Consider the following 22,481-nt stretch of genomic DNA (forward strand, 5'->3'; position numbering starts at 1 on the left):
TAAAACTTTGACGTTTGCGTAAACGTCAAAACGTAGCGTGGCGGTGAAATTTTCCTCGGGCGGGGAGGGGTGGAGCGTCGCCGGCGGGGTGGCGGATGGAATCCCCCGCGCCCATGGCTGTGCCGCAAACGGTCGCCTTTCCCCGCGAGGACCATTCTATGAGCAAATCGTTAAAAAATTTCCGGGGCGATTAACCCCTTGTTTACCATGTTTCATGAATTGTGACGCCTGAGGGCATGGGATCGGGAATCATTTCGGCTTCCCTTTGTGACGACCGGACAGGCGGTCCGGAGCCGACAGGGGCGATACTGTTTCCCATTGCGCATGCAGTGTTTGACGGCGGGGATCCGCCGATATGGAAGAAAAGGCGCAGCCGGGCGGCAGTGCTTTCAAAAGTATCTCCCGGCAGGCCGGATGGCCGCCAAAGCGAGGCGAAAGATGAACGGATCGCGAAACCCGCAACGTCACGGCGAAAGATCCTCGCTCGACGCGCTCAATCGCACCATCGAGGGGCTGGAAGCCCGCATCGAGGGCCTGATGGCGGGGGGCCGGGAGGCGCGCGGTCGCGGCGAGGAGCGCTTCGCACCCCGCGGCGAACAGCCCCGTTACGATTCGGCGCGCGCGATCCCGTTGCGCGACGACCCGGTTTCCGAAATCGTGCAGCGCCAGCGCGCGATCGACGGGGGCCGCGAACGCGTCGCCCAGCGTCTGGAGCGCCGCCCGCTTTCGGCCGATCACCATGCCGCCGCCCAGCAGGCCCATGCTGCCTATGGCGGCCAGCAGACAAGTGCCGCTTATGGCGGCCAGCAGGCGCATCCGGCCTATGGCCATCAGCAGGCCGCGCCCGCCCGTGCGGACAATTCCGTCGAGGATATCGCCAAGGCGCTCGTTTCGCTGCGCCAGGACCTGAAGAAGGACATCGCCGACGGGCTGGAGCGCGAGATGCAGTTGCTGCGCTCGGAGATCCGCGGCATCCGCCAGATGGCCGAAGGCCGCGACAACAATGACGACCTGCGCGAGGAGCTGCTGCGGCTTTCCACCGGCATCAACCAGCTCGGTCGCCAGTCGGGTCAGGCGGTCGGCCAGACGGAAGGCCTGCGCGTCGAATTCGACGAACTGCGTTCGGTGCTCGACGGGCTCGCCCGCGAGGATTCCGTGCGCCGCATGGAGGATCGCTGGAACGGCGTCGAGAAGAAACTCTCGATCTTCGACCAGACGCGCGACGACGAGCTGGTGGCGCTTGCCTACCGGCTGGACGAGCTGAAGAGCCAGATCGGCGCCATAAGCGCCACGCCGGCCATCCACGCGCTCGAAGGCAAGATCGAGACCATCGCCCGCGCCATCGACATGCTGGCCCGCCAGGCGCAGCCGGATGACGGCCGGTTCGTTTCCGCCGTCACCTCGCAGTTCGAGGGGCTGGATGCCCGTCTCGACGAAATCAGCCGGGCGATCGCCGCGGCCGGCCGCATGCAGCAGTCGTCCATGGCCGACAACGGCATGATGCAGCGCCTCGAAGGCCGCATCGCCGATCTCGCCGGCCAGCTCGATCTCATCGCCCACCGTCCGGAGCCCGTGCCGGACCAGGGCCTTGCCTTGCGCATCGAGGCGCTGGCGAACCGCATCGAGGACCTGTCGAACGAGCGCACGGCGCTGCGCCTCGAGGAGCGGATCGAGCAGCTCTCGCAGATGCTGGAGCAAAGCCAGCAGGCCGCGCCCGCCCAGGGCAGCGACGAGCTCGCCTACTATCTCTCCGACATTTCCCGCAAGATCGACGCGCTCGACCAGGGCAGCGTCAACGACCAGCTCGCCGAGCGGCTGGACGCGCTTGCCCGCCGCATCGACAGCCTCGACGTGCCGACCGGCAGCCCCTTCCAGGAAGACCGTTTCGCCCATATCGAGGGCCGCCTTTCGGCGATTGCCGACCGGCTCGATGCGACCCGCGTCGCCCCGGCGGGCGACCATGAGGCCCTGCGGGGCCTCGAGGCGCAGATCGCGCATCTCTCCACGCTGATCAGCACGCCATCCGCCGCGGCGCCCGTGCCCGCCGAGTTCGAGAACCGTCTTGCGACGATCGAGGACTACATGGCGACCAATGACGAATATATCGTCGAGGCCGCCCGCCAGGCGGCGGAAGCCGTGATGGAAGCCTACCGCCATGCCGGTCCGGCCACGGCTGCCAGCACCGACATGGAGGCGATCGCCGGCCTTGCCGACGACCTGCGCGTTCTGGAGGAGCTGACCCGCTCGAGCGAGGAGCGCACCGCGCGCACCTTCGATGCGTTGCACGACACGCTGGTGCAGATCGCCGGCCGCCTCGAGCAGCTCGACGCCCCGCACGAGACCTTCGGCCGTCGCGAGGCTGTCATGCCGCGCGCAGAGATGCCGGCCATGGACGTGGAGCGCCACGCTGCTCCCGTCTCCAGCATCTACGGCAACGACTACCCTTTTGACGATGACGGCTTCGGCGCCCGCGAGACCCGCAAGGCCGAAGCCGAGGCGCCGCAGGAGGAAAGCCGCTTTGCCGAGATCGAGGTCGAGAACATTCCCGTTCCCGAGCGTCCCGCCCCGGAAGAGACGCTTGCGGACGAGCCCGCCGCGCTCGCTGCCGGCCAGCCGGCGGAGGTCCAGGCCAAGGGTGGCCTGCTTGCCGGCCTGAAGCGCCGCTTCGCCCCCGGCCGCAAGGAGGCCGCACCGCAGGCCGAACGCCAGCAGATCGACCCGACGCCCTCGCTCGACCCCACGGACGAGCTGGCGCCGGAAGAGGCGAACCAGCTGCTGGAGCCCGGCTCCGGCGTGCCGGATGTCCGCCGCATCCTCGAGCGCGTGCGGGCCGGCCAGGCTTCGGGAAGCCGCCCGGCGGCCGGCAGCGAAGGCGAGAAGGCGGATTTCATCGCCGCCGCCCGCCGCGCCGCCAAGCTTGCCGCCGAGGAGACCGATACGATCTCCCGTGTCGCTCCCGCCAGGAAGACGGAAAAGCTGGCGAAGGGCGAGAAGCCGGCATCGGCGCTGTCGCGCCATCGCCGGCCGATCCTGCTTGCCGTCGGCGCCGTGCTGCTGGCGATCATGTCCTATCCGCTGGTCAACACGCTGGTGGCGGGTGACGAGGCGCCGGCCGTCGTCGAGCAGACCGCCATCACGACGAACGAGACGGCACCGGTCGAGACCACGGCGGGCGCGGGCGACACCGCGACCGCCAACACCGCCGCCATGCCGGCCGCCGACGAGGAAACCTTGACGGATCCGGTCGCCGGCGACGGTGATGATGCCGGGAGCGGGGCGACGCGCGGCCTTGCCGACACGCAGACGAATGCCGGCGCCGAGCCGACGCCGACCCAGACCGCCGCCACCGGCAGCGCGGCGCTGACGGCGCCGGCCGAGACGACAGACGGCGCAGCGACGGCCGGCTTCGAGCCGGTGACGACGCCGGAAACCGCTGCCGTCGAGGAAGCGCTGCCGGTCGACCAGACGCAGACGGCGGCGATCGTCGTTCCGGAAGCGATCACCCCGGCCTCGCTCTCGAAGGCGGCGACCGACGGCGATCCGCTGGCGCTGTTCGAGATCGGAGCACGCTATACGGAAGGCCGCGGCGTTGCGATGGATCTCGCGGAGGCCGCCCGCTGGTACGAGCTTTCCGCCGCCCGCGGCTTCGCGCCCGCCGAATACCGCCTCGCCAACCTCTACGAGAAGGGCCAGGGCGTCGAGCGCGACCTGCCGCGCGCCCGCGAGCTCTACGAGGTCGCGGCGAACAAGGGCAATGCGAGCGCCATGCACAATCTCGCCGTTCTCCTCGCCACGGGCGTCGGCACCGAGCAACCGGATTTCGACGGCGCGGCCAAGTGGTTCCAGAAGGCCTCCGAGTTCGGCGTGCGCGACAGCCAGTTCAACCTCGCCATCCTCTATGCGCGCGGCAACGGCGTGAAGCAGGACCTGGAGGAATCCTACAAGTGGTTCGCCATCGCCGCCCGCGATGGCGACGGCGATGCGGCGCAGAAGCGCGACGAGGTGGCCAACGCCATGCGCCCGGAGCAGCTTTCCAGCGCCAAGGCGAAGGCGGACCTGTGGAAGCCGCAGCCGCTCGACGAGAAGACCAATTCGGCGGACCTGCCCGATGAATGGGTCGGCAAGCCGACGAAGACCGCCAGCGTCGACATGAAGAAGGCGATCCGCAACATCCAGGCGATCCTCAACAACAACGGTTTCAATGCCGGCACGCCGGACGGCGCGATGGGCAAGAAGACGGTCGCCGCCATCAAGGCCTTCCAGAAGTCCGTCGGCCAGAAGGAAACCGGCGAGATCGACGATGCGCTGGTGACGGAGCTCCTGAAGCGCAACAAGCAGCCGAGCTGATCGGCGGACCGCCGGAGAGGTCCTGAAAACGGCTTCTCCGGTTGACTTGTCCCCACCCTGCGGGCATGACGCTCACCACAGTGCGGCACACCGTTCACGATGTGCAACGGACGCTGTGGCATTGTGTATTCGCCGCACGATTTCATCCTTAAATCGGCCCCGATTTCAGGAATGATGCGGTAGAAATTTTCATGTCGCTCCAAGATGATAAGTGTTCGAGAAACGTTATCATCCTGAAAGGGCGGCAGAGCGGTTCCCGCAAGCGTGCAGAATGCGCCTTGCGTCCGGAACTGCGAAAAAGAGCGGCGCGCGCCGGAAGGCTGCGCCCGTGCCCGATCCTTGCGTGATGCAAGGCGCAACCGGCTGCCGGAGGGGCCTAACCCTCCCGCGGCGGGGCGCTTCCGTGCATTCGCAGCCTGCCGAAGGAGAGCCGCGACGGCAGGCGGAACGGTCAGCGGCCGCCGGATGTCTTGAGCCCGCGCAAGCGGAAATTTGCCGATCGGGGTATTGTTGTGACTGTCTATCTGCCCATTGCAGAGCTCTCGGTGAACATCTTCATCATTCTCGGCATGGGCGCGGCCGTCGGCTTCCTTTCCGGCATGTTCGGGGTCGGCGGCGGCTTCCTCATCACACCGCTCCTCATTTTCTACAACATCCCGCCGATCGTCGCCGTCGCGACGGGTGCCAACCAGGTCGTCGCCTCCTCGATATCGGGCGCGCTTTCGCATTTCCGGCGTGGAACGCTGGATGTGAAGCTCGGCACGGTGCTGCTCTTCGGCGGCCTTGCGGGCGCCACCGTCGGTATCTGGATCTTCTCGCTCCTGCGCAGCGTCGGCCAGCTCGATCTCGTCATCTCGCTGCTCTATGTCGTGCTGCTCGGCACCGTCGGCATCTTGATGCTGCTCGAGAGCATCCGGGCGCTGCGCCGCGCGGCGAACAACCAGCCCGTCTCGCTGCGCCGGCCCGGCCAGCACAGCTGGGTGCACCGCCTGCCGCTGAAGATGCGTTTCAAGAAGTCGAAGATCTACCTCTCCGTCATCCCGGTCATCGGCCTCGGTTTCGGCATCGGCATTCTCACCTCCATCATGGGCGTCGGCGGCGGCTTCATCATGGTGCCGGCCATGATCTATCTCCTGCGCATCCCGACCAATGTCGTCGTCGGCACCTCGCTGTTCCAGATCATCTTCGTCACCGCCTATACGACGATGATGCAGGCGACGACCAACTATTCGGTCGATATCGTGCTCGCCTTCATCCTGATGGTGGCGGGCGTCATCGGCGCGCAGTACGGCGTGCGCGTCGGCCAGAAGCTGCGCGGCGAACAGTTGCGTGCGCTGCTGGCGCTGCTCGTCCTTGCCGTCGGTGCCCGCCTTGCCGTCGATCTCGTCGTCACGCCGGCCGATGTCTATTCCGTCGTCAGCGAGGGGGTCTATCGATGAGAGCCGTCGTCGCGCTCCTTCTTACCCTGGGTCTTGCTTTTCCCGCTGCCGCGCAGGTGCTGGAGGACAAGCCGGTCGAGTTCCCGGAAAAGCTCGAGATCGGCATCTCGACGGACGAGATTGCGATCTCCTCGGATTTCCGCGGCGCGGACCTGACGATCTTCGGCGCCATCGAAGGCTATGATCCGTCCCTGCTCGCCCAGCGCAAATACGATATCGTCGTGGCGCTGGAGGGTCCGAAGGACAACAACACGGTGCGCGTGAAGGAGCGCGTCTTCGGCATCTGGATCAACCGCCGCTCGATGACCTTCGAGCTCGTGCCGGAATCCTATTCGCTGTCGAGCACGCGGGATGTCGAAACGATCGCCGAACCGCCGGTGCTCAACGGCGTCGGCGTCGGCATCCAGCATATCCGCCTTTCGCCGATCGGTTATGTCGGCGACGGCAGCACCATCACGGAGTTCCGCGAGGCCTTCCGGCGCCTCAAGGAGAGCGGCGGCTTCTACCAGCGTGATCCGGGCGGCGTGCAGTTCATCAGCGCGAGCCTGTTCAAGGCGACGGTGAAACTGCCGGCAAGCGTGCCGAACGGCACCCATGTCGTGCGCGCGCACCTCTTCCGCGATGGTGTCTTCATTGCCGAGAAGGCGCTGCCGCTGCGCGTGATGAAGACCGGCATCGAGCAGATGATCTCCAATGCCGCCTACAACAACGCGCTCGCCTACGGCGCCTTCTCCGTCCTCCTCGCCGTCCTCACCGGATGGCTGGCCAGCATCGTCTTCCGCAAGGACTGAGCGTCAGGAGCGGTAGACGAGGACGGGCACCTTGGCGTGGCTGAGCACCTTCGTCGTGACGCTGCCCATCAGGAAGGCGCTGACGCCGCGCCGGCCGTGCGAGGCCATGGCGATCAAATCGCAGCCCTTTGCCTTGGCGGTGTCGACGATCGCCTGCCAGGCGTCGCCGGCCGTCACCTGCAGCGTCTCGACCGGCACGCCTGCGGCGTTCGCCTTCGCCTCGACGGCGCCGAGGATGCGGATGCCGTCCTCCTTCACATGCGCTTCGTAATCCGTCCTGAGGCTGGCGGTCGCGCCGGGGGTCACGGGCAGGAAATGCAGCGGTTCGGCCACCGTCAGCGCCGTCACCCTCGCGCCGAGCGTCCTGGCGAGCTGCAGCGTCTGGTCGATGGCGGCGTTGGAAAGATCCGACCCGTCCGTGGGGATGAGGATATGCTTGTACATGGTGCAGCCTCCTTTTTGCCCAGACTAGAACCGGCGTCCGGTGCTGCCTTGATGGAAATCAACCGCGACGCTTTCGTCAAGCATCGGCTGCGGCGGCGCGGCGGGCGACGACCGCCTGATAAGCGGCCTGCAGCTCGTTGAAGACCGAGCGGGCAGGGCGCGGCGCGCCGAGATGGATGGCCCGCAGTTCGTCCATGAAAGCCGCCCACAGCGGCGGGCCGCCCTCTTCCAGCAGCTCCGCACGGATCGACAGGTCCTCCGTCACCGGCAGGAAGCGCCGCCCCCAGGCCCCCATCATGGCGAAGACCGGCACCAGTGCGATGCCCATTTCGGTGAGGCTGTAGAGCGCCTTCTGCTTGTGGCTCGGATCGTCCGCCTTGCTGACAAGACCCTCGTCGACGAGGCGGCGCAGCCGGTCCGCCAGGATGTTGGAGGCGATGCCTTCCTCCGATTTCGTCAGGAGTTCGCGGAAATGGCGGCGATTGCCGAACATCATGTCGCGCAGCACGATCAGGCTCCAGCGGTCGCCGAGGATTTCGAGCGTCAAGTTGATCGGGCAGCCGGAGCGGTGGGTGTCTTTCATCGAATTCTCCAAAACTGCTTGCACATTACAATCGGTTTCGCTATCCATCAACTAGTTGCAGTTCGCAACTGGTTTAAAGGTGCGCGGCAGACGGCCGGCAAGAGAGGACAGGACGATGGCAAGGGTAATCATCTGGAACCTCGTGACGCTCGACGGCTTCTTCGAGGGCGAGAAGAAATGGGATCACGACTTCCACAACCGGGCCTGGGGTCCGGAGCTGGAGAAGCTCAGCACCGATTTCGGTACGTCGGCGAGTCTTCTGGTCTTCGGCCGCGTGACATATGAGGGCATGAAGGCCTATTGGACGACGACCGAGGACGAGGGGGCCGTGAAGGCCTTCATGAACGCCCTGCCGAAGCTCGTCGCCTCGCGCACCATCACCACCTCCGACTGGAACAACACCGAGGTGACCGCCGACATCGTCGCGGCGCTTTCGACGCGCAAGGCGACGCTCGACAAGACGATCTACGTCTTCGGCAGCGCCGACCTCACGGATTCGCTGCTGGAGGCCGGGCTTGTCGACGAGGTGATGCTGGCGGTGGTGCCGGTGCAGCTCGGCAAGGGCACGCCCTTCTTCAAGGAGGGCGCGCGGCGTGACTTCACGCTGATCGAGGCAAGGCCGCTCGAAAACGGCACGGTGCTGGTGCGTTATGCGCCGGAGGTCGTCAGCCGATAAGGTTGGCGAAGCGCACCGAATAGATGCGGTCGCGGCCGAGCATGTGCGCGACGAGGCTTGGCCGCTCGAAAAGGCCGGTCATCGCCCTGTGGCGCAGATCCAGGCCGCCCGTCATCAGGCCGAAGGCGGGCATCAGGAGGCGCCGCCCGTCGGTCGCGAAACACGGTCGGCGCACGGCCTTCTCCCGGCGGATGACGGTGGCGGCCGGATGAAGGTGCCCGGCGATCTCGCCGGCCGGGGAAATCAGCGACGGCTCGTGCCGGAAGGCGAGGCCCGCATAGTGCAGCTCGTCCGCCGACTGGCCGGGCAGGTCGACCGTCCCGTCGGGATCGTGGTTGCCGTTGATCCAGATCCAGTCGCGCCCGCGCGCCAGCTCCGTGATCTTCGTGCGAAAAATGTCCGGAAGGTGGGCCGAGCCGACGCGGTCGTGGAAATTGTCGCCGAGGCTGACGACGATCGCCGGATCGTGCCGGGCGATGACGGCTTCGAGCACCTTGAGCGTGGCGAGCGTGTCGTAGGGCGGCAGCATCATGCCGCGCCGCGCGAAGGCCGCGCCCTTTTCCAGATGCAGGTCCGAGACGACGAGAAGGCGGGTTTCCGGGAGGTAGAGCGCGCCGAGCGGATCGCACACCACTTCCACGCCCGCCACAACGGTGCGGGCCGAAACGGCGCTGAAATCCTCGATCTTCGCCGATGCCAGCGCGAGCCTCTGCATGCCTGTCGTTCAATCCCTTCAGATGGCCCTTCAGATGGCCGCCTCGCCCATCGCCTCGGCGATCAGGTCCTCCGCCGCTTCCGCCAGCAGAGAATCCTGTGCCTCGCCCGCCACCGGCTCCTTGCCGATTTCCAGCATGATCGGCACGGCGAGCGGCGATATGCGGGTCAGCCGCCGGTGGGTGATGTGGCCCTTGATTCGCGCCAGCATATCGCCCAATCGCTGAATATCCAAAAGCCCCGCCGCCGCATCGTTGCGCGTGGCTTCCAGCAGGATGTGGTCCGGCTCGTGGCTTCGCAGCACGTCGTAGATGAGGTCGGCGGAAACGGTGACCTGCCGCCCGGTCTTTTCCTTGCCCGGATGGCGTTGCTCGATAAGCCCGGCAATCACGGCGCAATTGCGGAAGGTGCGCTTCAGCATGAAGCTTTCGTCGAGCCAGGCTTCCAGGTCGTCGCCCAGCATGTCCTCGTCGAAGAGGTTTGCGAGTGACGGGCGCTCCACCGCAAAACTGTAGCCGAGATCGTCGAGCGCCCAGACGGCAAGGGAATAGTCCGTGGCGACGAAGCCGAGCGGCCGGCGGCCGGCGCGCTCCAGCCGGCGCGTCAGCAGCATGCCGAGCGTCTGGTGCGCCAGCCGCCCCTCGAACGGATAGGCGACCATGTAGTGCCGGCTGCCGCGCGGAAAGGTCTCGATGAGCAGTTCGTCGCGCTTCGGCAGGGCGGAGACGTCCCGCTGCAGGGCCAGCCAGTCGCGCACCTGCTCGGGCAGCCCGCCCCAGCGGTGGGGATCGTCCAGCATGCCGCGCACCTGGTCGGCGAGATAGGTCGAGAGCGGGAACTTGCCGCCGGCATAGGCCGGCACCTTCGGATCGAGCGAGAAGGCCTGGGAGACGAGACATTCGTTCTCGCGGATGCCCTCGAAGCGCAGCACCTTGCCGGAGAAGAGGAAGGTATCGCCGGGCGCCAGCATTTCGAGGAAATATTCCTCCACCTTGCCGAGCGAGGCGCCACCCCGGCCGATCGCACCCTTGGCGCCGCGCTTGACCATGCGCACGTTCAGCATCGGCATCTCGACGATCGTGCCGAGGTTGAGGCGGTATTGCTGGGCGACCTGCGGATTGGAAACACGCCACAGCCCATCCTGCGTCTTGCGGATGCGGGCATAGCGCTCGTAGGTCTTCAGCGCATAGCCGCCGGTCGCGACGAACTGCACGATACGGCCGAATTTTTCCCGTGGCAGACCGGTATAGGGCGCGGCGGCGGTGATCTCGGCAAACAGCGCATCCTCGTCGAAGGGTGCCGCGCAGGCCATGCCGAGGACATGCTGGGCGAGCACATCGAGCGCGCCGTCGCCCACCGGCGGCGTATCCTGCGCGCCGAGATAGTTGGCGTCCAGCGCCGCCTGGCACTCCATCACCTCGAAGCGGTTGGCGGGCACCAGGATCGCCCGGCTCGGCTCGTCCATGCGGTGGTTGGCGCGGCCGATGCGCTGGGCAAGCCGCGAGGCGCCCTTCGGCGCGCCGACATGGATGACGAGGTCGACGTCGCCCCAGTCGATGCCGAGATCGAGCGTCGAGGTGGCGACGACGGCGCGCAGGCGGTTTTCCGCCATGGCGGCCTCCACCTTGCGGCGCTGGCCGACATCGAGCGAGCCGTGGTGTAGGGCGATCGGCAGCGTGTCCTCGTTGATGTTCCAGAGCTCCTGGAAGAGGATTTCCGCCTGGCTGCGCGTGTTGACGAAGAGCAGGGAGGTCCTGTGATCGCGGATCGCCTCGTAGACCTCGGGCATGGCGTATTTCGCCGAATGGCCGGACCAGGGCACGCGCTCCTTGCTCTTGAGGATGGTGATGATCGGCCGCGCCCCGCCCGGTGCGGTGACGAGGCCGGCATGCCGCGCCTCGCCGGGCTCTTGGGCGACCAGCCAGCGGCGCAGGTCCATCGGCTCGGCGACGGTGGCCGAAAGGCCGATGGTGCGAAGGCCGGGCGCAAGGCGGCGCAACCGTGCGAGCCCCAGCGACAGGAGATGGCCGCGCTTGGAGGTGACGAGCGAATGCAGCTCGTCGAAGATCACGTATTTCAGGTCCTTGAAGAAGCGCGGCGCCTCGCCGCTGGCGATGAGCAGGGCAACCTGCTCGGGCGTCGTCAGCAGGATATCGGGCGGATTGAGGCGCTGGCGCTGGCGCTTGGCCTGCGGCGTGTCGCCGGTGCGCGTCTCGACGGTGATGGGCAGGCCCATCTCCTCGACGGGCTTCGTCAGGTTGCGCTCGATATCGACGGCCAGCGCCTTCAGCGGCGAGATGTAGAGCGTGTGGATGCCGGTGAAGGCGCTGCCGGGCGGGATCCTGCCGCGGCGAGCAAGGTCGGTAAGGGCCGGCAGGAAGCCGGCGAGCGTCTTGCCGGCGCCGGTGGGCGCGATGAGCAGCAGGCTTTCGCCCGCGGTCGCCCGCGCAAGGAGCTCCATCTGGTGCGCACGCGGCTGCCATCCCCTGGCCGAGAACCAGGCGGTGAAGGCGGCGGGCAGGAGGCTGGGGCCGGTGGTGGAATCGACGGTGCTCACCGGCCTAAGCTAGTGAGCGCCGGACGAATGTGAAGCGGCCCGCCGAAAAATAGCCTCACATGGCGATGTAGCGGTCGGCGCGGTGGTTGACCGTCAGGAAGAGGTTGAGCACGAGCGCGCCGACCACCGAGCAGAGCACGATGAAGGGCGCAGCCACCGAGAAGGCGGCGATGAGCACGACGACGTCGAAGGCGAGCTGCACGAGGCCGGCGCGGATGCCGAAACGCTCCTGCATGTAGACCGCGAGCACGCCGATGCCGCCGAGGCTGGCGCGGTGGCGGTAGAGGCCGAGCAGGCCGAAGCCGAGCAGGATACCCGCCAGCACCGCCGTCCACATCGGGTCGATGCTCTCGATCGTCACGAAATGCGGCTGAAGCTCGGTGATCAGCGAGGTCATCGTCACGGCGAGCACGGTCTTGATCGTGAACGCCCAGCCGAGGCGCTTCAGCGCCAGGATATAGAAGGGGATGTTCACGACGGTGTAGTAGACGCCGAAGCTCACGCCGGTCAGGTAGTGCAGCACGAAGGCGACGCCGGCGGTGCCGCTCGCCACCAGCCCGGCGCTGCCCATCAGGGCAAGGCCGAGCGCGGCGATCATGCTGCTGGCGAACAGGCCCTGTGCGTCTTCCAGCGGCGTATGGCGGGTGGGAGTGGGATTCCAGAAGCCGAAGCGCCGCTTGTCGCCGTCCATGCCAGATCTCCGATGGTTCTTGCTGTTGTATAGGGCGCAATGGCCGGCGCAAGCGTTGCCTTCGGCTAGGCTTCGCGCCTTGCGAGGAAGAGCAGCCCGTGCACCGGCTGGCCGGCATCCTGCCGGATCACGCTTTTCTCGACGGCGAGGATGGCAAGGCCACTTTCTTCGGCCCTTTGGCGGATGAAGCGTTCCGGATGGGCATAGCGCAGCGACGGGCGCAGCAGCGGTGCATCACCCGTCCCGCCGTCCTCGACGGAAAAGGCGAAGACGCCGCCGGCCTTCAAGAGGCGCGCGGCGCTCGGGAAGACCTCGGCGAGGTCGCCGAGATACATCAGCACGTCGGCAGCGCCGACGAGGTCGGCCCGTTCCTCCGGCGCAGCAGCGAAAAGCCCGCTCTCTGCGGCCGGCAACGACAGGTCGGCCTGCGCGAGATGGTCGTAGACCCCTTTCTCCTCCGCCTTGGCCAGCATGCCGGCGGAAAGGTCGAAACCCTCGAGCCGCCTGGCGCTGGCGCGCAGTTCCACACCGAAGAGGCCGGTGCCGCAGCCGATATCCGAGACGAGGCCGAAATGCGCATCCTCGCCCGCATGCCGGCGCACCAGCCGGGCGAGCGTCTGCGGCACGGTATAGTCGAGCCGTTGCACGAGGGCGGTGTCGAAGCGGTCGGCATAGTCGTCGAAGAGCCGCTCGACATAGGCTGTCGAGGGCGCGGCGGGCGTTTCGGCGGCGCCCAGCACGGCCAGTTTCAGGCCGGCACCGAAGATATCGGCCGGGTCGAGGGCGACGACCTTCTGAAGGGCGGCCGTCGCTGCCTCCTTCCGGCCCGATTTCTCCGCATATTCGGCGAGCCGGAACCAGCCGGCGGCCCAGGAGGGCACCTGTTCGAGCGCCTGTTCCATGAGTTCCGCAGCCTCCGCGAATTCGCCCGATTCCGCGAACATGCGGGCATAATCGGCGCGGCGGTCGGCGATGAGATCGCCGGAGGAGAAGTGCGGGCTCGTCATAGGGGCTCGAAAACGGAAAAACGGACGGCGCTACATGGCAGGGCCGCGGCAAAAGGCAAGCGAATTCTCGCGAGGACCCCTTGCTTGCGGCGGGACCGGTGACGGCTTATCTGGGACGGACACGAGTTTTTGGAGAATCAACCGATGTCGAATGGCGTGAACGGGTTCCTCGGCGATACACCGATCCGCGTGATCATCAAGCTTTTGATCCTGTCGGTGGCCGTGGGCTTCCTGATGTCGATCTTCGGGCTCTATCCGGACGACATCCTCTTTGCCGTGCGCGATTTCATCGTCGATCTCTGGAACACCGGCTTCAAGACGCTGGGCCGTCTGGGCGACTACCTGCTGCTCGGCGCCGTCATCGTCGTGCCCGTCTTCATTCTCATCCGCGTCCTGAGCTACCGTCGCTGACCATGATGTCCCGTCGTGCCTTTCTTGCCGCCTCCGCGGCGTCCGTCGCCGTGCTCGCCGCGGGCTGTTCCACCACCGGCGTGCTGACCCCGTCGGCCGGCACCGGCAGCGACCAGACGCCGGCCTCGCTCGCCTTCGTCAACAAGATCAGGACCGAACGCGGCCTTGCGCCGCTTTCCCTAGACAAGGCGGCGCAGCGCGCGGCCATGGACCAGGCAAGCCGCATGGCGAGCGCGGGCAGGATGGAGCACAATATCGGCTTCAGCGCGAATTTCCTGAAGCGCATGAAGGGCATGGAGGTGCCTCTGCCGGCAGCGGAAAACATCGCGGCCGGGCAGGACAGCGCGGCGGAAGCCTTCGATGCCTGGTATCGCTCGCCGAAGCACCTGGAAAACATGCTCGGAACGGGCTACCGCGGCCTGGGCGTCGCTGTCGTCTCCAATCCCGCGTCCGGCAACCGGCCCTATTGGGCGATGGTCCTGTCAAGCTGAGCGTGCCGATCCCCTTGAGGTGATCGCCTGCGGAAGTTAGCCGGCCCGTAGTTTTTTGGACCGGGCCGGGGATTATCCCCGACCCGAACGCTCGGCCCCTCAAAAGGGCTGGTCGAGCTGCGTGTCGATATCGCGCGCATCAAGCGGCTTTCGGGGCCGTGCCGGCGTCAGGCGCGCAATGCGGTCGGGATTTTCCGCTGTCGGATTCTCGGGCACGGTGCCGGGCGGAAGCGTGTTGCGAGCGATGTCAGATTTGCTGGTTCGTTCCATTTCCTCGCTTGGATGCATGTCCGGGCGCAGAATGAGCCCGCTCCTTGCGAAGATCGACACTTCGCCTTCCTCCTCGCGCACATCCGCCCTGGCGCGCAGCCAGTGGGAATATTCGCGGCCTTCCGGGCGGCCTTCTTCTTCCCATATTTCATGGGCCCTTTGCCGGATCCGTTCGTTGTGATCATCCATGATATCGTCCCTTCCTGGCCTTTTTGGCCGTTATGGGCGGGATCGGTGCAGGCTACCGTCGATGCGAATCGGCTTTTGCCGAACACTCCACCCGCAGGAACGAAACCCTTCAGGAGGACTATGGTTCCCGTGTGGCGGTCAGAGGGCGCGATCGGCCCAATGGGCGGTGCGCGTGCCGCGAAGCGCGGAGATCGAGGCGATCTGCTCGCGATCACAAATGCGCGAGAGGCCTTTCACGATTTCGCCGGGCAGGGTCGGGCCGGCATAGACCATACAGGAATAGAGCTGCACGAGGTTCGCGCCGGCGCGGATCTTCTCCGCTGCCGTCTCGGCGCTGGAGACGCCGCCGACGCCGATGATCGGCAGGCTTTCGCCGACACGCCGGCGCATCTTGGCGAGCACCACGGTCGACTTCTCGAAGAGCGGCTTGCCGGAAAGCCCGCCCGCCTCGCCGGCCTGGCGCGTGTCGCCGAGGCCTTCGCGCGACAGCGTGGTGTTGGAGACGATGAGGCCGTCGAGCGGATGGGCGAGCGCCACTTCGGCGATGTCGTCGAGGCCCTCCTCGGTAAGGTCCGGCGCGATCTTCAGGAAGACCGGCACATGGCGGCCGCGTCTCGCCGCCTCCTCCGCGCGTGCGGCGAGCACGGCGGACAGCAGGGCATGCAGGCTTTCCTTGGCCTGCAGGTCGCGCAGGCCCGGCGTGTTGGGGGAGGAGATGTTGGCGGTGAAATAGTGCGCCACGTCGTAGAAGGTGCGGATGCCGGCGACATAGTCGGCGATGCGGTCGGCGCTGTCCTTGTTGGCGCCGATGTTCACGCCGGTCAACGCATCGCGCCGGCAGGTCTTCAGGCGGTCCAGCGCCGCCGCATGGCCGGCATTGTTGAAGCCGAGGCGGTTGATGACGGCATCGTCCTGCACAAGGCGGAAGATGCGCGGCTTCGGATTGCCTTCCTGCGGGCGCGGGGTGACGGTGCCGATCTCGGTGAAGCCGAAGCCGAGGCGCAGGAGGGCCTCCGGCACTTCGGCATTCTTGTCGTAGCCCGCGGCCATGCCGAGCGGGTTGGGGAAGGCAAGGCCGGCGACGGTCTGCACGAGGCGCGGATCGGCCTTGGCCGGGCAGGCGGGCACGAGACCGGCCTTCAGCGCGGCGATCGACAGGCCATGCGCGGTTTCGGGATCGAAGAGGAAGAGGCCCTTGCGGCCGAGGGTGGACAAGAGCGACATCAGAGCGGCATCTCCGGAAACTGGTGGGCGCCGTCCGGGCCGAGCGGCAGGGGCTTTTCCCAGAGCACGGCGGAGAGCGGAAGGGCAGCATAGAGATGGGGGAAGAGGTCGCCGCCGCGCGAGGGTTCGTAGACCAGCCTTTCGCCGAGCGCCTCGCCATCGACGGCGACGAGGAGGAGGTCGGTCTGGCCGGCGAAATGGCGGGCGGCCGTCTCCTTCGCCTGCGCGGCGGTGGAGAAATGGATGAAACCATCCGAGAGGTCGATGGCGGCGCCCTCGAAAATCCCGGCCGCCTTCGCCTTCTGCCACAGACTTGCCGGAACGATCTTGTAGATTGTTTTGGCCATCTCGTCCGTTCCTCCACTGGCTGCTGTTTTTCAACGGTAGCGCTTGCCGCAAAGAACGGCGAATGTCCACCGGCGACAGGCCCGCAAACCGGCTCTTGGAGGATTTTGCATGCGAATTCACGCTCTGCCTTTCATCTTCGTCGCCGCCCTCGTGGCGGGCTCCGCCCAGGCCGAGGGCGAGGGACGCTACCGCATGGAGAAGACGGACGGCGGTTTTGTCCGCCTCGACACCGCGACGGGTGAGGTTTCGCTGTGCCGGGAGCAGGAGGGCCAAATCGTCTGCCGCATGGCGGCGGACGAGCGCGCGGCCTTCGAAAAGGAGCTCGACCTCCTCACCAAGCGCGTCGAGGCGCTGGAAAAAGGCGGCGTGACGGGCGAGACGGCCGCAAAACCGTCGCTACCCACGGATGAAGAGATTGACCGGACCATGACCATCATGGAAAAGATGATGCAAAGGTTCATGGGCATCGTGAAAAACCTGGAGGAGGGTGAGGAGGAAACCGCCCCCGGGAAGGACGCGATCCCGCAGAAGACCTGACGGACATCCTTCGCCGGCCAAGGCCGTGCTGTGTCCGTCGCGGGTCCGTCTACTCCGGGGAGGGAGCGCATGGCATCGGCACTCACGATCATCATCGCGGACGACCATCCGCTGTTCCGCGGCGCGTTGAAACAGGCGCTGACCGGAATGGCGGGCAATCCTGATATCGTCGAGGCCGGCGATTTCGAGGCGGCGCGCAAGGCGGCCGCCGACCATCCGAACGCCGACCTCATGCTGCTCGACCTCGCCATGCCCGGCGTCAGCGGCCTGTCCGGCCTGATCTCGCTGAGAGCGGAATTCCAGAGCCTTCCCGTCGTCATCGTCTCGGCGAGCGACGACCCGGTTACCATCCGTCGGGCGCTCGATCTCGGCGCATCCGGCTTCATCTCCAAATCCGCCTCGATCGAGGATATCCGCGAGGGCATAGGCTCGGTGCTGGAGGGCAATATCTATACGCCCGGCGGCTATGTGCGCGGGCCGGAGCAGGACAGCGAGGTGGCGGACCTGATTGCGCGGCTGCGCACGCTGACGCCTCAGCAGTCGCGCGTGCTCGCCATGCTCGCCGAAGGCCTGCTCAACAAGCAGATCGCCTATGAGCTCGGCGTCTCCGAGGCGACCATCAAGGCGCATGTTTCTGCCATCCTCCTGAAGCTCAACGTCGACAGCCGCACCCAGGCGGTCATCCAGCTCGGCAAGATCGGCAGCGCCCAGGCCGCCGCCTGAGACCTACTCCGCCGCTTCCCGCTGCGTCGTCGAAAGCTGCGTCAGCCAGGCCCGCATGGAGGCGGGGCGGACGGGCTTGTTCTGCACGAGGATAGTGTCGCGCTCGGCCTCGGCGCGCACGTCCGGCGTGCGGTCTGCGGTGACGAGCAGGGCCGGGACTTGCCGGCCGAGCGCCGCCCGGAGCTTTCCGATCGCGGCAATGCCGGTGCCGTCGTCGAGATGATAGTCGGCGATGACCGCATCGAAGGCGGGGGTGCCGGCTGCGGCCAGCGCCTCGACCGCGGCCACCGATTCGGCGAGCGTCACCGCGCAGCCCCAGCCGGAGAGCAGCAGCCGCATGCCGTCGAGGATCTTCGGCTCGTTGTCGACGCAGAGGACGCGCAGGCCCTTGAGCGGCTCGTCGCTTGCCGGCAGCGCGGCGGGCTTGTCGGCGACGTGGCGGCTTGCGACGGCATCGATCGGCACGCGCACCTTGAAACTGGTGCCGCGCCCCTGCGTCGATTGCAGCTCGACCGGATGCGACAGCACGCGCGAGATGCGGTCGACGATGGAAAGGCCGAGCCCGAGGCCCGGCGCCGTGCGCGCACCCTCGTCGAGGCGGGCGAACTCCTTGAACACGGTGCGGAATTTCGAGGCGGGAATGCCGATGCCGGAATCCAGCACCTGGATATAGGCGTGCCCGCCCTTGCGCCGGACGCCGACGAGGACCTTTCCCGAATTGGTGTACTTGATGGCGTTCGAGACGAGGTTCTGCACGACGCGGCGCAGGAGGTTTGGGTCGGTGCGGATGGCGAGCGAGGAGGGGAGCACGGTGAACTTCAGGCTCTTCGCCCGCGCCATGGGCGCAAAATCGGTCTCGATGCGCTTCAGGAGGTCCTTCAGCGGCACCGTCTGCACGCGCGGCTTCATCGCGCCGGTGTCGAGGCGGGAAATGTCGAGCACGGCGCCGAGAATGGCTTCCACCGATTCCAGCGAGGAATCGATGTTGTGGATCATCTGGCGGTTCTCCGTCTCCCCGAGCCGTTCGACGAGGGAGGAGGAGTAGAGGCGGGCGGCGTTCAGCGGCTGGAGGATGTCGTGGCCGGCGGCCGCGAAGAAGCGCGTCTTGCTGATATTCGCCTCCTCGGCGGCCGCGCGCGCTTCGGCCAGCTCCGTGTTGACGCGGGTGAGCTCGGCGGTGCGCTGGGCGACGCGCTGTTCCAGCGTCTCGTTGACCTGCTTGAGGGCCCGGTCGGCCGCCACGCGGTCGGTGATGTCGGTATAGGTGGAGACGAAGCCCTTTTCCGGCATGGCATTGGTACGCACCTCGATGATGCGCTCGCCGCCGGAAAGCACCAGCGCAAAGGGTTCGTCGAAGGTCATGGTGCGCGTCACCGCGGCCTCGCGGTCCTCCTCCGCGATATCGCCGCGCTCGACGAGGATTTCCACGATGTCGGAAAGCGGAAAGCCGACCTGGCCGACATATTCCGGCAGGTCGAGCAACTGGCGGAAACGGCGGTTCCAGACGGTGAGGTTGCCGGCGCTGTCGAAGACGGCGATGCCCTGGTCCATCTGGCCGAGCGCGGTCTGCAGCATGTCCTGGTTGTATTGCAGCGCCTCGCTGGCCTGGTCGAGCAGCCAGTCCGTATCCGTCGGCGTGTCGTCGATGCGCTGGAGCACGAGCGACAGGACGAGGCGGGCCGAGGAGGAGCCGATGGCGCTGCCGAGCAGCTGTTCGGAAAAGTGCACGATGGCGGCATCGGCCGGCGAATTGTCCTCCAGCCAGCGGCCGACCTGCCGCTCATAGGTATGGAAGGAGCGCTGCATGCGCTCCTCGCCGAGATACTTTGCGATGGTGGACTTGAGATCCTTGACCGTCACCTTGGTGCGCCGGCCGCGGAAGGCCCGTTCGAGACGCGGCTTGGGACGGATGAAGGTGCCGGCCTGGAGCCGTTCCAGCGAGGTCGGGTTGCGGGTGAGCGAGCCGATGACATAGGCGCCGATGTTTACCATCATGGCGAGCAGCGTGGCGTTGACCAGCGGGTCCGCGTTCTCGCCAGTGAAGATGGTCGCACCGGGGAACAGGAAGCCGAGCACGGTTTCGGCGATATAGGCATTGTCGGCGACGCCGATACTCGGCAGGAAGAGCAGGTAGGCCCAGACGACGAGGCCGGAGATCATTCCGGCCATGGCGCCGCGGGCATTGGCATTGCGCCAGAAGAGGCCGCCGAGCAGCGTCGGGGCGACCTGCGCCGCCGCGGCGAAGGCGAGCAGGCCCATCGAGGCGAGGCCGGCATTGGCGGTCGCGGCGCGGTAATAGGCATAGCCGAGCAGCAGCACGAAGAAGATAGCGAGCCGCCGGATGCGCAGCAGCATGCGCGACAGGTCGTCCTGCTGCTCGACGCCGCCGATGAGATTGCGCCGCAGCACGACCGGGATGACGATGTCGTTCGACACCATGATGGAGAGCGCCACCGAGGCGACGATGACCATGGCGGTGGCGGCGGAGAACCCGCCGATGAAGGCGATGAGCGTCAGGACGGGCTGGTCGAGCGCGAAGGGCAGGGTCAGCACGTAGAGGTCGGCATCGCCCTGGCCGTTGAAGGTGAGCACGCCGCCGATGGCGACGGGCAGCACGAAGAGGTTGATGGCGACGAGGTAGAGCGGGAAGAGGACGCCCGCCATGCGCAGCTCGCCGGCCGTGCGGTTCTCCACGACCGTGACGTGGAACTGGCGCGGCAGCATGACGATGGCGAAGGCGGAGAGCACGATGAGCAGGATCCAGCGCGCGACCGGCGTCTCGTAGGTCAGCGCTTGCATGACGCGTTCGTTTTCCGCCGCGCGCTGCCAGAGGTCGCCGAGCCCGTCGAACATGAAGTAGATGACGTAGATGCCGACGGAGGCGATGGCGACGAGCTTGACCAGCGATTCCATCGAGATGGCGAGGATGAGGCCGTCCTGGTGCTCGGTGGCGTCCGTGTGGCGCGTGCCGAAGACGATGGCAAAGCAGGCAAGGAACAGCGTGACGACCAGCGGCAGGTCGATGAGGCCGCCGGAAGCGGCGATGCCGAAGCCGGTGGTATCGACCATGGCCGAGACGGAGCTCGAGACCGCCTTCAGCTGGAGCGCGATATAGGGAATGTAGCCGATCAGCGAGATGAGGGCGACGACGGCGGCAACGCCGGGATTCTTGCCGTAGCGCGCGGCGACGAAGTCGGCGATCGAGGTGAGGCGCTCGGATTTGGCCAGCGTCACGATGCGGCGCAGGAGCGGCATGCCGAGCGTGAACATCAGGATCGGGCCGATATAGATGCCGGCAAATTCGAGGCCATTGGTCGTGGCGAGGCCCACGCCGCCGAAATAGGTCCAGGAGGTGCAGTAGATCGCAAGGCTCAGCGCATAGACGAGCGGCCGGCCCTTCGATGTGCGGTCGGTGCGTTTTGCCTTCCGGTCACCGTAACTTGCGACTGCGAAGAGCAGGAGCAGATAGGCGAGCGCCAAGGCGAATATCAGCGAGCCCGGCATGCTTCCTCCCGCAGTCCTTCGGCCTTTCAAACGAGAATAGGCCAAAGCGGACGGGAAGGAAATTGCGTCGAAGGTCGAGGATGAAAAGGAGCGGTGTGTAACCCCGTCGATATTGATGGAACGCAGTTCCATCTCCATGAAAACTAATCTAGGTTGCTCGGGCTTTGCAGCAACAGGAGACCCTCATGCTCAATGAGTTCAAGGCGTTTATCGCCCGCGGCAATGTCATGGACCTCGCCGTGGGTGTCATCATCGGTGCAGCCTTCAACAAGATCGTCGAATCCGTCGTCAATGACCTCGTCATGCCGATCGTCGGTGCCTTGACCGGGGGCGGTTTCGACTTTTCCAACTACTTCCTGCCCCTGTCGAGCAATGTGACGGCCTCGTCGCTCGCCGCCGCCCGCGAGCAGGGCGCCGTTTTCGCCTATGGCAGCTTCATCACCGTATTCATCAACTTCCTCATCCTCGCCTGGATCATCTTCCTGATGATCAAGGGCGTGAACCGCATGCGCGCGTCGCTGGAGAAGGAAAAGGCTGCCGGTGCCGCCGAGCCCGCACCGCCGCCGGAAGACGTGCTACTTCTCACCGAGATCCGCGACCTCCTGAAGAGCCGTCCGGTCGCCTGAGGCATCCAAAGCTGGTTTTTGTAGGTGAAAGGCCCGGTTCGCCGGGCTTTTTATACCGCGGGCCATCCCGTCGCGCGGGCCTGCTCAAGCGTGGCGACGAGGGCATCGGCCGGTGAGAGGCCGAGACGCTCGCTCCGGCGCATGAGCCAGCCGGCATGTACGAGCCGGATTTCGACGGGAATGCGCTCGATGCCGAGCGTGAGCGCGGCCGCCATGCGGTGCTTGCCGTTGGTATGGCGGATGAGGGTGCCATCGGCGCCGATCGCCACGCCGATGTCGCGCTCGGCAAGGTCCTGCCAGAGCGTGCGTGTCCAGCGATGGCGCCGGCCGGTCTGGCCGCGCAGGCCGAGATCGGAATGCGGCACGATACCGTTCTTCTCGATGTCGGCGATGAGCGCCAGATAGTATTCGAAGAAATTGTCGAGCTTGTCGATCGTGTCGAGGGCGATGCGGTTGCGCTTGACCGTCGCGCCGCCCCTGATGCGCTCGGCATAGGCCTGGTAGCGTGCCCCCGCGCGAAAATCCTGCCGCGTTTCGACGAGTTCGACGATCTCCGCATGGGAGGAGGATTTGTCGAGCGGTTCGACGACGCGGCTCCAGTCGCTGCCGTCGAGGAAATGTGTGCCGATCCAGCGAAGCTGGCCACGATCGGAGATGTTGTCGCGCAGCCGGGTCGTCAGGCGTTTGGTGGCGACGGGGATCACCAGCTGTTCGCCGAAATGGAAGTGGCCCTGGGCGGCGAGGATGGCCGGGCCGCCCTCGCGGTCGAGCCGCCGGGTCGCGCGGTTGAACCGGCCGGTAAAGCCGACATGGGCCGCTGCGAAGTCGCGCATCGGCACCCAGTCGAGCGCCTTCTGGATGAGCGAGGGCACGGGAGGCCGCGCACCGGGCGGCACCCTTTGATAGACT

General features: G+C 66.5%; 20 protein-coding genes and 1 pseudogene. 9 read left to right on the forward strand and 12 right to left on the reverse strand.

The window, feature by feature from the left end; all coding sequences use genetic code 11:
• Positions 1 to 438 precede the first annotated feature (438 nt).
• The 3 genes from AABF56_RS21505 (at position 439) to AABF56_RS21515 (ending at position 6,577) form a co-directional block, all read left to right on the forward strand.
• On the forward strand, positions 439 to 4,347 hold the full coding sequence (locus tag AABF56_RS21505) for a peptidoglycan-binding protein (protein ID WP_272804305.1): 3,909 nt from the start codon (positions 439 to 441) through the stop codon (positions 4,345 to 4,347).
• A 512-nt stretch (positions 4,348 to 4,859) separates the two neighbouring features.
• Positions 4,860 to 5,786, forward strand: a complete 927-nt coding sequence (locus AABF56_RS21510; RefSeq protein ID WP_244767380.1) for a sulfite exporter TauE/SafE family protein — start codon at positions 4,860 to 4,862, stop codon at positions 5,784 to 5,786.
• The gene (locus tag AABF56_RS21515) at positions 5,783 to 6,577 is read left to right on the forward strand and encodes a TIGR02186 family protein (protein ID WP_272804306.1); all 795 of its coding nucleotides are present in this window, start codon (positions 5,783 to 5,785) and stop codon (positions 6,575 to 6,577) included. Before AABF56_RS21510 ends, AABF56_RS21515 begins: the two co-directional genes overlap by 4 nt.
• A gap of 3 nt (positions 6,578 to 6,580) precedes the next feature.
• On the opposite strand, the gene AABF56_RS21520 is transcribed toward AABF56_RS21515, so the two are convergent.
• Both AABF56_RS21520 and AABF56_RS21525 read right to left on the reverse strand, forming a co-directional pair.
• Positions 6,581 to 7,021, reverse strand: coding sequence for a universal stress protein (locus AABF56_RS21520; RefSeq protein WP_244767382.1), 441 nt, complete (start codon positions 7,019 to 7,021; stop codon positions 6,581 to 6,583).
• A 76-nt stretch (positions 7,022 to 7,097) separates the two neighbouring features.
• Positions 7,098 to 7,604 carry a winged helix-turn-helix transcriptional regulator gene (locus AABF56_RS21525; RefSeq protein ID WP_272804307.1) on the reverse strand — a complete coding sequence of 169 codons (507 nt, stop codon included), beginning with the start codon at positions 7,602 to 7,604 and terminating at the stop codon, positions 7,098 to 7,100.
• A 115-nt stretch (positions 7,605 to 7,719) separates the two neighbouring features.
• On the opposite strand from AABF56_RS21525, the gene AABF56_RS21530 reads away from it, so the two are divergent.
• Positions 7,720 to 8,280 carry a dihydrofolate reductase family protein gene (locus AABF56_RS21530; RefSeq protein WP_272804308.1) on the forward strand — a complete coding sequence of 187 codons (561 nt, stop codon included), beginning with the start codon at positions 7,720 to 7,722 and terminating at the stop codon, positions 8,278 to 8,280.
• Here the strand turns inward: AABF56_RS21530 and pdeM are convergent.
• The 4 genes from pdeM to AABF56_RS21550 all read right to left on the reverse strand — a co-directional run bounded on the left by pdeM (position 8,270) and on the right by AABF56_RS21550 (position 13,249).
• The gene (pdeM, locus tag AABF56_RS21535; protein ID WP_272804309.1) at positions 8,270 to 8,995 is read right to left on the reverse strand and encodes a ligase-associated DNA damage response endonuclease PdeM; all 726 of its coding nucleotides are present in this window, start codon (positions 8,993 to 8,995) and stop codon (positions 8,270 to 8,272) included. The genes AABF56_RS21530 and pdeM overlap by 11 nt on opposite strands.
• Positions 8,996 to 9,025: 30 nt before the next feature.
• Entirely contained in the window at positions 9,026 to 11,551 is a 2,526-nt protein-coding gene (locus AABF56_RS21540; RefSeq protein WP_272804310.1) for a ligase-associated DNA damage response DEXH box helicase, read from the reverse strand.
• Positions 11,552 to 11,606: 55 nt separating this feature from the next.
• Positions 11,607 to 12,242: a YitT family protein gene (locus AABF56_RS21545; protein ID WP_244767386.1), complete on the reverse strand. Its 636-nt coding sequence runs from the start codon at positions 12,240 to 12,242 to the stop codon at positions 11,607 to 11,609.
• Between the two features lie 65 nt (positions 12,243 to 12,307).
• On the reverse strand, positions 12,308 to 13,249 hold the full coding sequence (locus tag AABF56_RS21550) for a methyltransferase domain-containing protein (protein ID WP_272804311.1): 942 nt from the start codon (positions 13,247 to 13,249) through the stop codon (positions 12,308 to 12,310).
• 144 nt (positions 13,250 to 13,393) lie between these two features.
• Here AABF56_RS21550 and AABF56_RS21555 point away from each other — a divergent pair, with 144 nt between their 5' ends.
• Together AABF56_RS21555 and AABF56_RS21560 are read left to right on the forward strand one after the other, a co-directional pair.
• Positions 13,394 to 13,660 (forward strand): DUF6460 domain-containing protein, encoded by a 267-nt coding sequence (locus tag AABF56_RS21555; RefSeq protein WP_023512405.1) that lies wholly within the window; start codon positions 13,394 to 13,396, stop codon positions 13,658 to 13,660.
• A 2-nt stretch (positions 13,661 to 13,662) separates the two neighbouring features.
• Entirely contained in the window at positions 13,663 to 14,151 is a 489-nt protein-coding gene (locus AABF56_RS21560) for a CAP domain-containing protein (protein WP_272804312.1), read from the forward strand.
• Between the two features lie 99 nt (positions 14,152 to 14,250).
• Here AABF56_RS21560 and AABF56_RS21565 read toward each other — a convergent pair whose 3' ends face one another.
• From AABF56_RS21565 to AABF56_RS21575, 4 genes and pseudogenes are all read right to left on the reverse strand, one after another.
• On the reverse strand, positions 14,251 to 14,481 hold the full coding sequence (locus AABF56_RS21565) for a hypothetical protein (RefSeq protein ID WP_272804313.1): 231 nt from the start codon (positions 14,479 to 14,481) through the stop codon (positions 14,251 to 14,253).
• 30 nt (positions 14,482 to 14,511) lie between these two features.
• Positions 14,512 to 14,610: pseudogene (locus tag AABF56_RS37795) on the reverse strand (DUF2934 domain-containing protein); the annotation flags it as partial.
• A 138-nt stretch (positions 14,611 to 14,748) separates the two neighbouring features.
• On the reverse strand, positions 14,749 to 15,834 hold the full coding sequence (locus AABF56_RS21570) for a quinone-dependent dihydroorotate dehydrogenase (RefSeq protein WP_272804314.1): 1,086 nt from the start codon (positions 15,832 to 15,834) through the stop codon (positions 14,749 to 14,751).
• Complete coding sequence (locus AABF56_RS21575) at positions 15,834 to 16,181, reverse strand: DUF952 domain-containing protein (protein WP_272804315.1); 348 nt, start codon at positions 16,179 to 16,181, stop codon at positions 15,834 to 15,836. The genes AABF56_RS21570 and AABF56_RS21575 overlap by 1 nt, the downstream gene beginning before the upstream one ends.
• Positions 16,182 to 16,290: 109 nt before the next feature.
• Between AABF56_RS21575 and AABF56_RS21580 the strand changes: the two genes are divergently transcribed.
• Together AABF56_RS21580 and AABF56_RS21585 are read left to right on the forward strand one after the other, a co-directional pair.
• The gene (locus AABF56_RS21580; RefSeq protein ID WP_272804316.1) at positions 16,291 to 16,719 is read left to right on the forward strand and encodes a hypothetical protein; all 429 of its coding nucleotides are present in this window, start codon (positions 16,291 to 16,293) and stop codon (positions 16,717 to 16,719) included.
• A 69-nt stretch (positions 16,720 to 16,788) separates the two neighbouring features.
• Positions 16,789 to 17,442: a response regulator gene (locus AABF56_RS21585; RefSeq protein WP_244767393.1), complete on the forward strand. Its 654-nt coding sequence runs from the start codon at positions 16,789 to 16,791 to the stop codon at positions 17,440 to 17,442.
• Positions 17,443 to 17,445: 3 nt separating this feature from the next.
• Here AABF56_RS21585 and AABF56_RS21590 read toward each other — a convergent pair whose 3' ends face one another.
• On the reverse strand, positions 17,446 to 20,946 hold the full coding sequence (locus tag AABF56_RS21590; RefSeq protein WP_272804317.1) for a PAS domain-containing hybrid sensor histidine kinase/response regulator: 3,501 nt from the start codon (positions 20,944 to 20,946) through the stop codon (positions 17,446 to 17,448).
• A 185-nt stretch (positions 20,947 to 21,131) separates the two neighbouring features.
• Here AABF56_RS21590 and mscL point away from each other — a divergent pair, with 185 nt between their 5' ends.
• Positions 21,132 to 21,572: a large conductance mechanosensitive channel protein MscL gene (gene mscL, locus AABF56_RS21595; protein WP_064332380.1), complete on the forward strand. Its 441-nt coding sequence runs from the start codon at positions 21,132 to 21,134 to the stop codon at positions 21,570 to 21,572.
• A gap of 50 nt (positions 21,573 to 21,622) precedes the next feature.
• On the opposite strand, the gene AABF56_RS21600 is transcribed toward mscL, so the two are convergent.
• Positions 21,623 to 22,444, reverse strand: coding sequence for a hypothetical protein (locus tag AABF56_RS21600; RefSeq protein WP_272804318.1), 822 nt, complete (start codon positions 22,442 to 22,444; stop codon positions 21,623 to 21,625).
• Positions 22,445 to 22,481: the final 37 nt, after the last annotated feature.

Source organism: Shinella sp. WSC3-e, assembly GCF_945994535.1.
Lineage (GTDB): Bacteria > Pseudomonadota > Alphaproteobacteria > Rhizobiales > Rhizobiaceae > Shinella > Shinella yambaruensis.

What these genes read in the sequence shown, in the direction of transcription:
- AABF56_RS21580 (WP_272804316.1), top strand. Translation starts at nt 16,291, where the DNA reads ATGCGAATTCACGCTCTGCCTTTCATCTTCGTCGCCGCCCTCGTGGCG.
- AABF56_RS21560 (WP_272804312.1), top strand. Translation starts at nt 13,663, where the DNA reads ATGATGTCCCGTCGTGCCTTTCTTGCCGCCTCCGCGGCGTCCGTCGCC.
- AABF56_RS21570 (WP_272804314.1), bottom strand. Translation starts at nt 15,834, where the DNA reads ATGTCGCTCTTGTCCACCCTCGGCCGCAAGGGCCTCTTCCTCTTCGAT.
- mscL (WP_064332380.1), top strand. Translation starts at nt 21,132, where the DNA reads ATGCTCAATGAGTTCAAGGCGTTTATCGCCCGCGGCAATGTCATGGAC.
- AABF56_RS21545 (WP_244767386.1), bottom strand. Translation starts at nt 12,242, where the DNA reads ATGGACGGCGACAAGCGGCGCTTCGGCTTCTGGAATCCCACTCCCACC.
- AABF56_RS21515 (WP_272804306.1), top strand. Translation starts at nt 5,783, where the DNA reads ATGAGAGCCGTCGTCGCGCTCCTTCTTACCCTGGGTCTTGCTTTTCCC.
- AABF56_RS21505 (WP_272804305.1), top strand. Translation starts at nt 439, where the DNA reads ATGAACGGATCGCGAAACCCGCAACGTCACGGCGAAAGATCCTCGCTC.
- AABF56_RS21525 (WP_272804307.1), bottom strand. Translation starts at nt 7,604, where the DNA reads ATGAAAGACACCCACCGCTCCGGCTGCCCGATCAACTTGACGCTCGAA.
- AABF56_RS21530 (WP_272804308.1), top strand. Translation starts at nt 7,720, where the DNA reads ATGGCAAGGGTAATCATCTGGAACCTCGTGACGCTCGACGGCTTCTTC.
- AABF56_RS21555 (WP_023512405.1), top strand. Translation starts at nt 13,394, where the DNA reads ATGTCGAATGGCGTGAACGGGTTCCTCGGCGATACACCGATCCGCGTG.
- AABF56_RS21550 (WP_272804311.1), bottom strand. Translation starts at nt 13,249, where the DNA reads ATGACGAGCCCGCACTTCTCCTCCGGCGATCTCATCGCCGACCGCCGC.
- AABF56_RS21585 (WP_244767393.1), top strand. Translation starts at nt 16,789, where the DNA reads ATGGCATCGGCACTCACGATCATCATCGCGGACGACCATCCGCTGTTC.
- pdeM (WP_272804309.1), bottom strand. Translation starts at nt 8,995, where the DNA reads ATGCAGAGGCTCGCGCTGGCATCGGCGAAGATCGAGGATTTCAGCGCC.
- AABF56_RS21520 (WP_244767382.1), bottom strand. Translation starts at nt 7,021, where the DNA reads ATGTACAAGCATATCCTCATCCCCACGGACGGGTCGGATCTTTCCAAC.
- AABF56_RS21590 (WP_272804317.1), bottom strand. Translation starts at nt 20,946, where the DNA reads ATGCCGGGCTCGCTGATATTCGCCTTGGCGCTCGCCTATCTGCTCCTG.
- AABF56_RS21575 (WP_272804315.1), bottom strand. Translation starts at nt 16,181, where the DNA reads ATGGCCAAAACAATCTACAAGATCGTTCCGGCAAGTCTGTGGCAGAAG.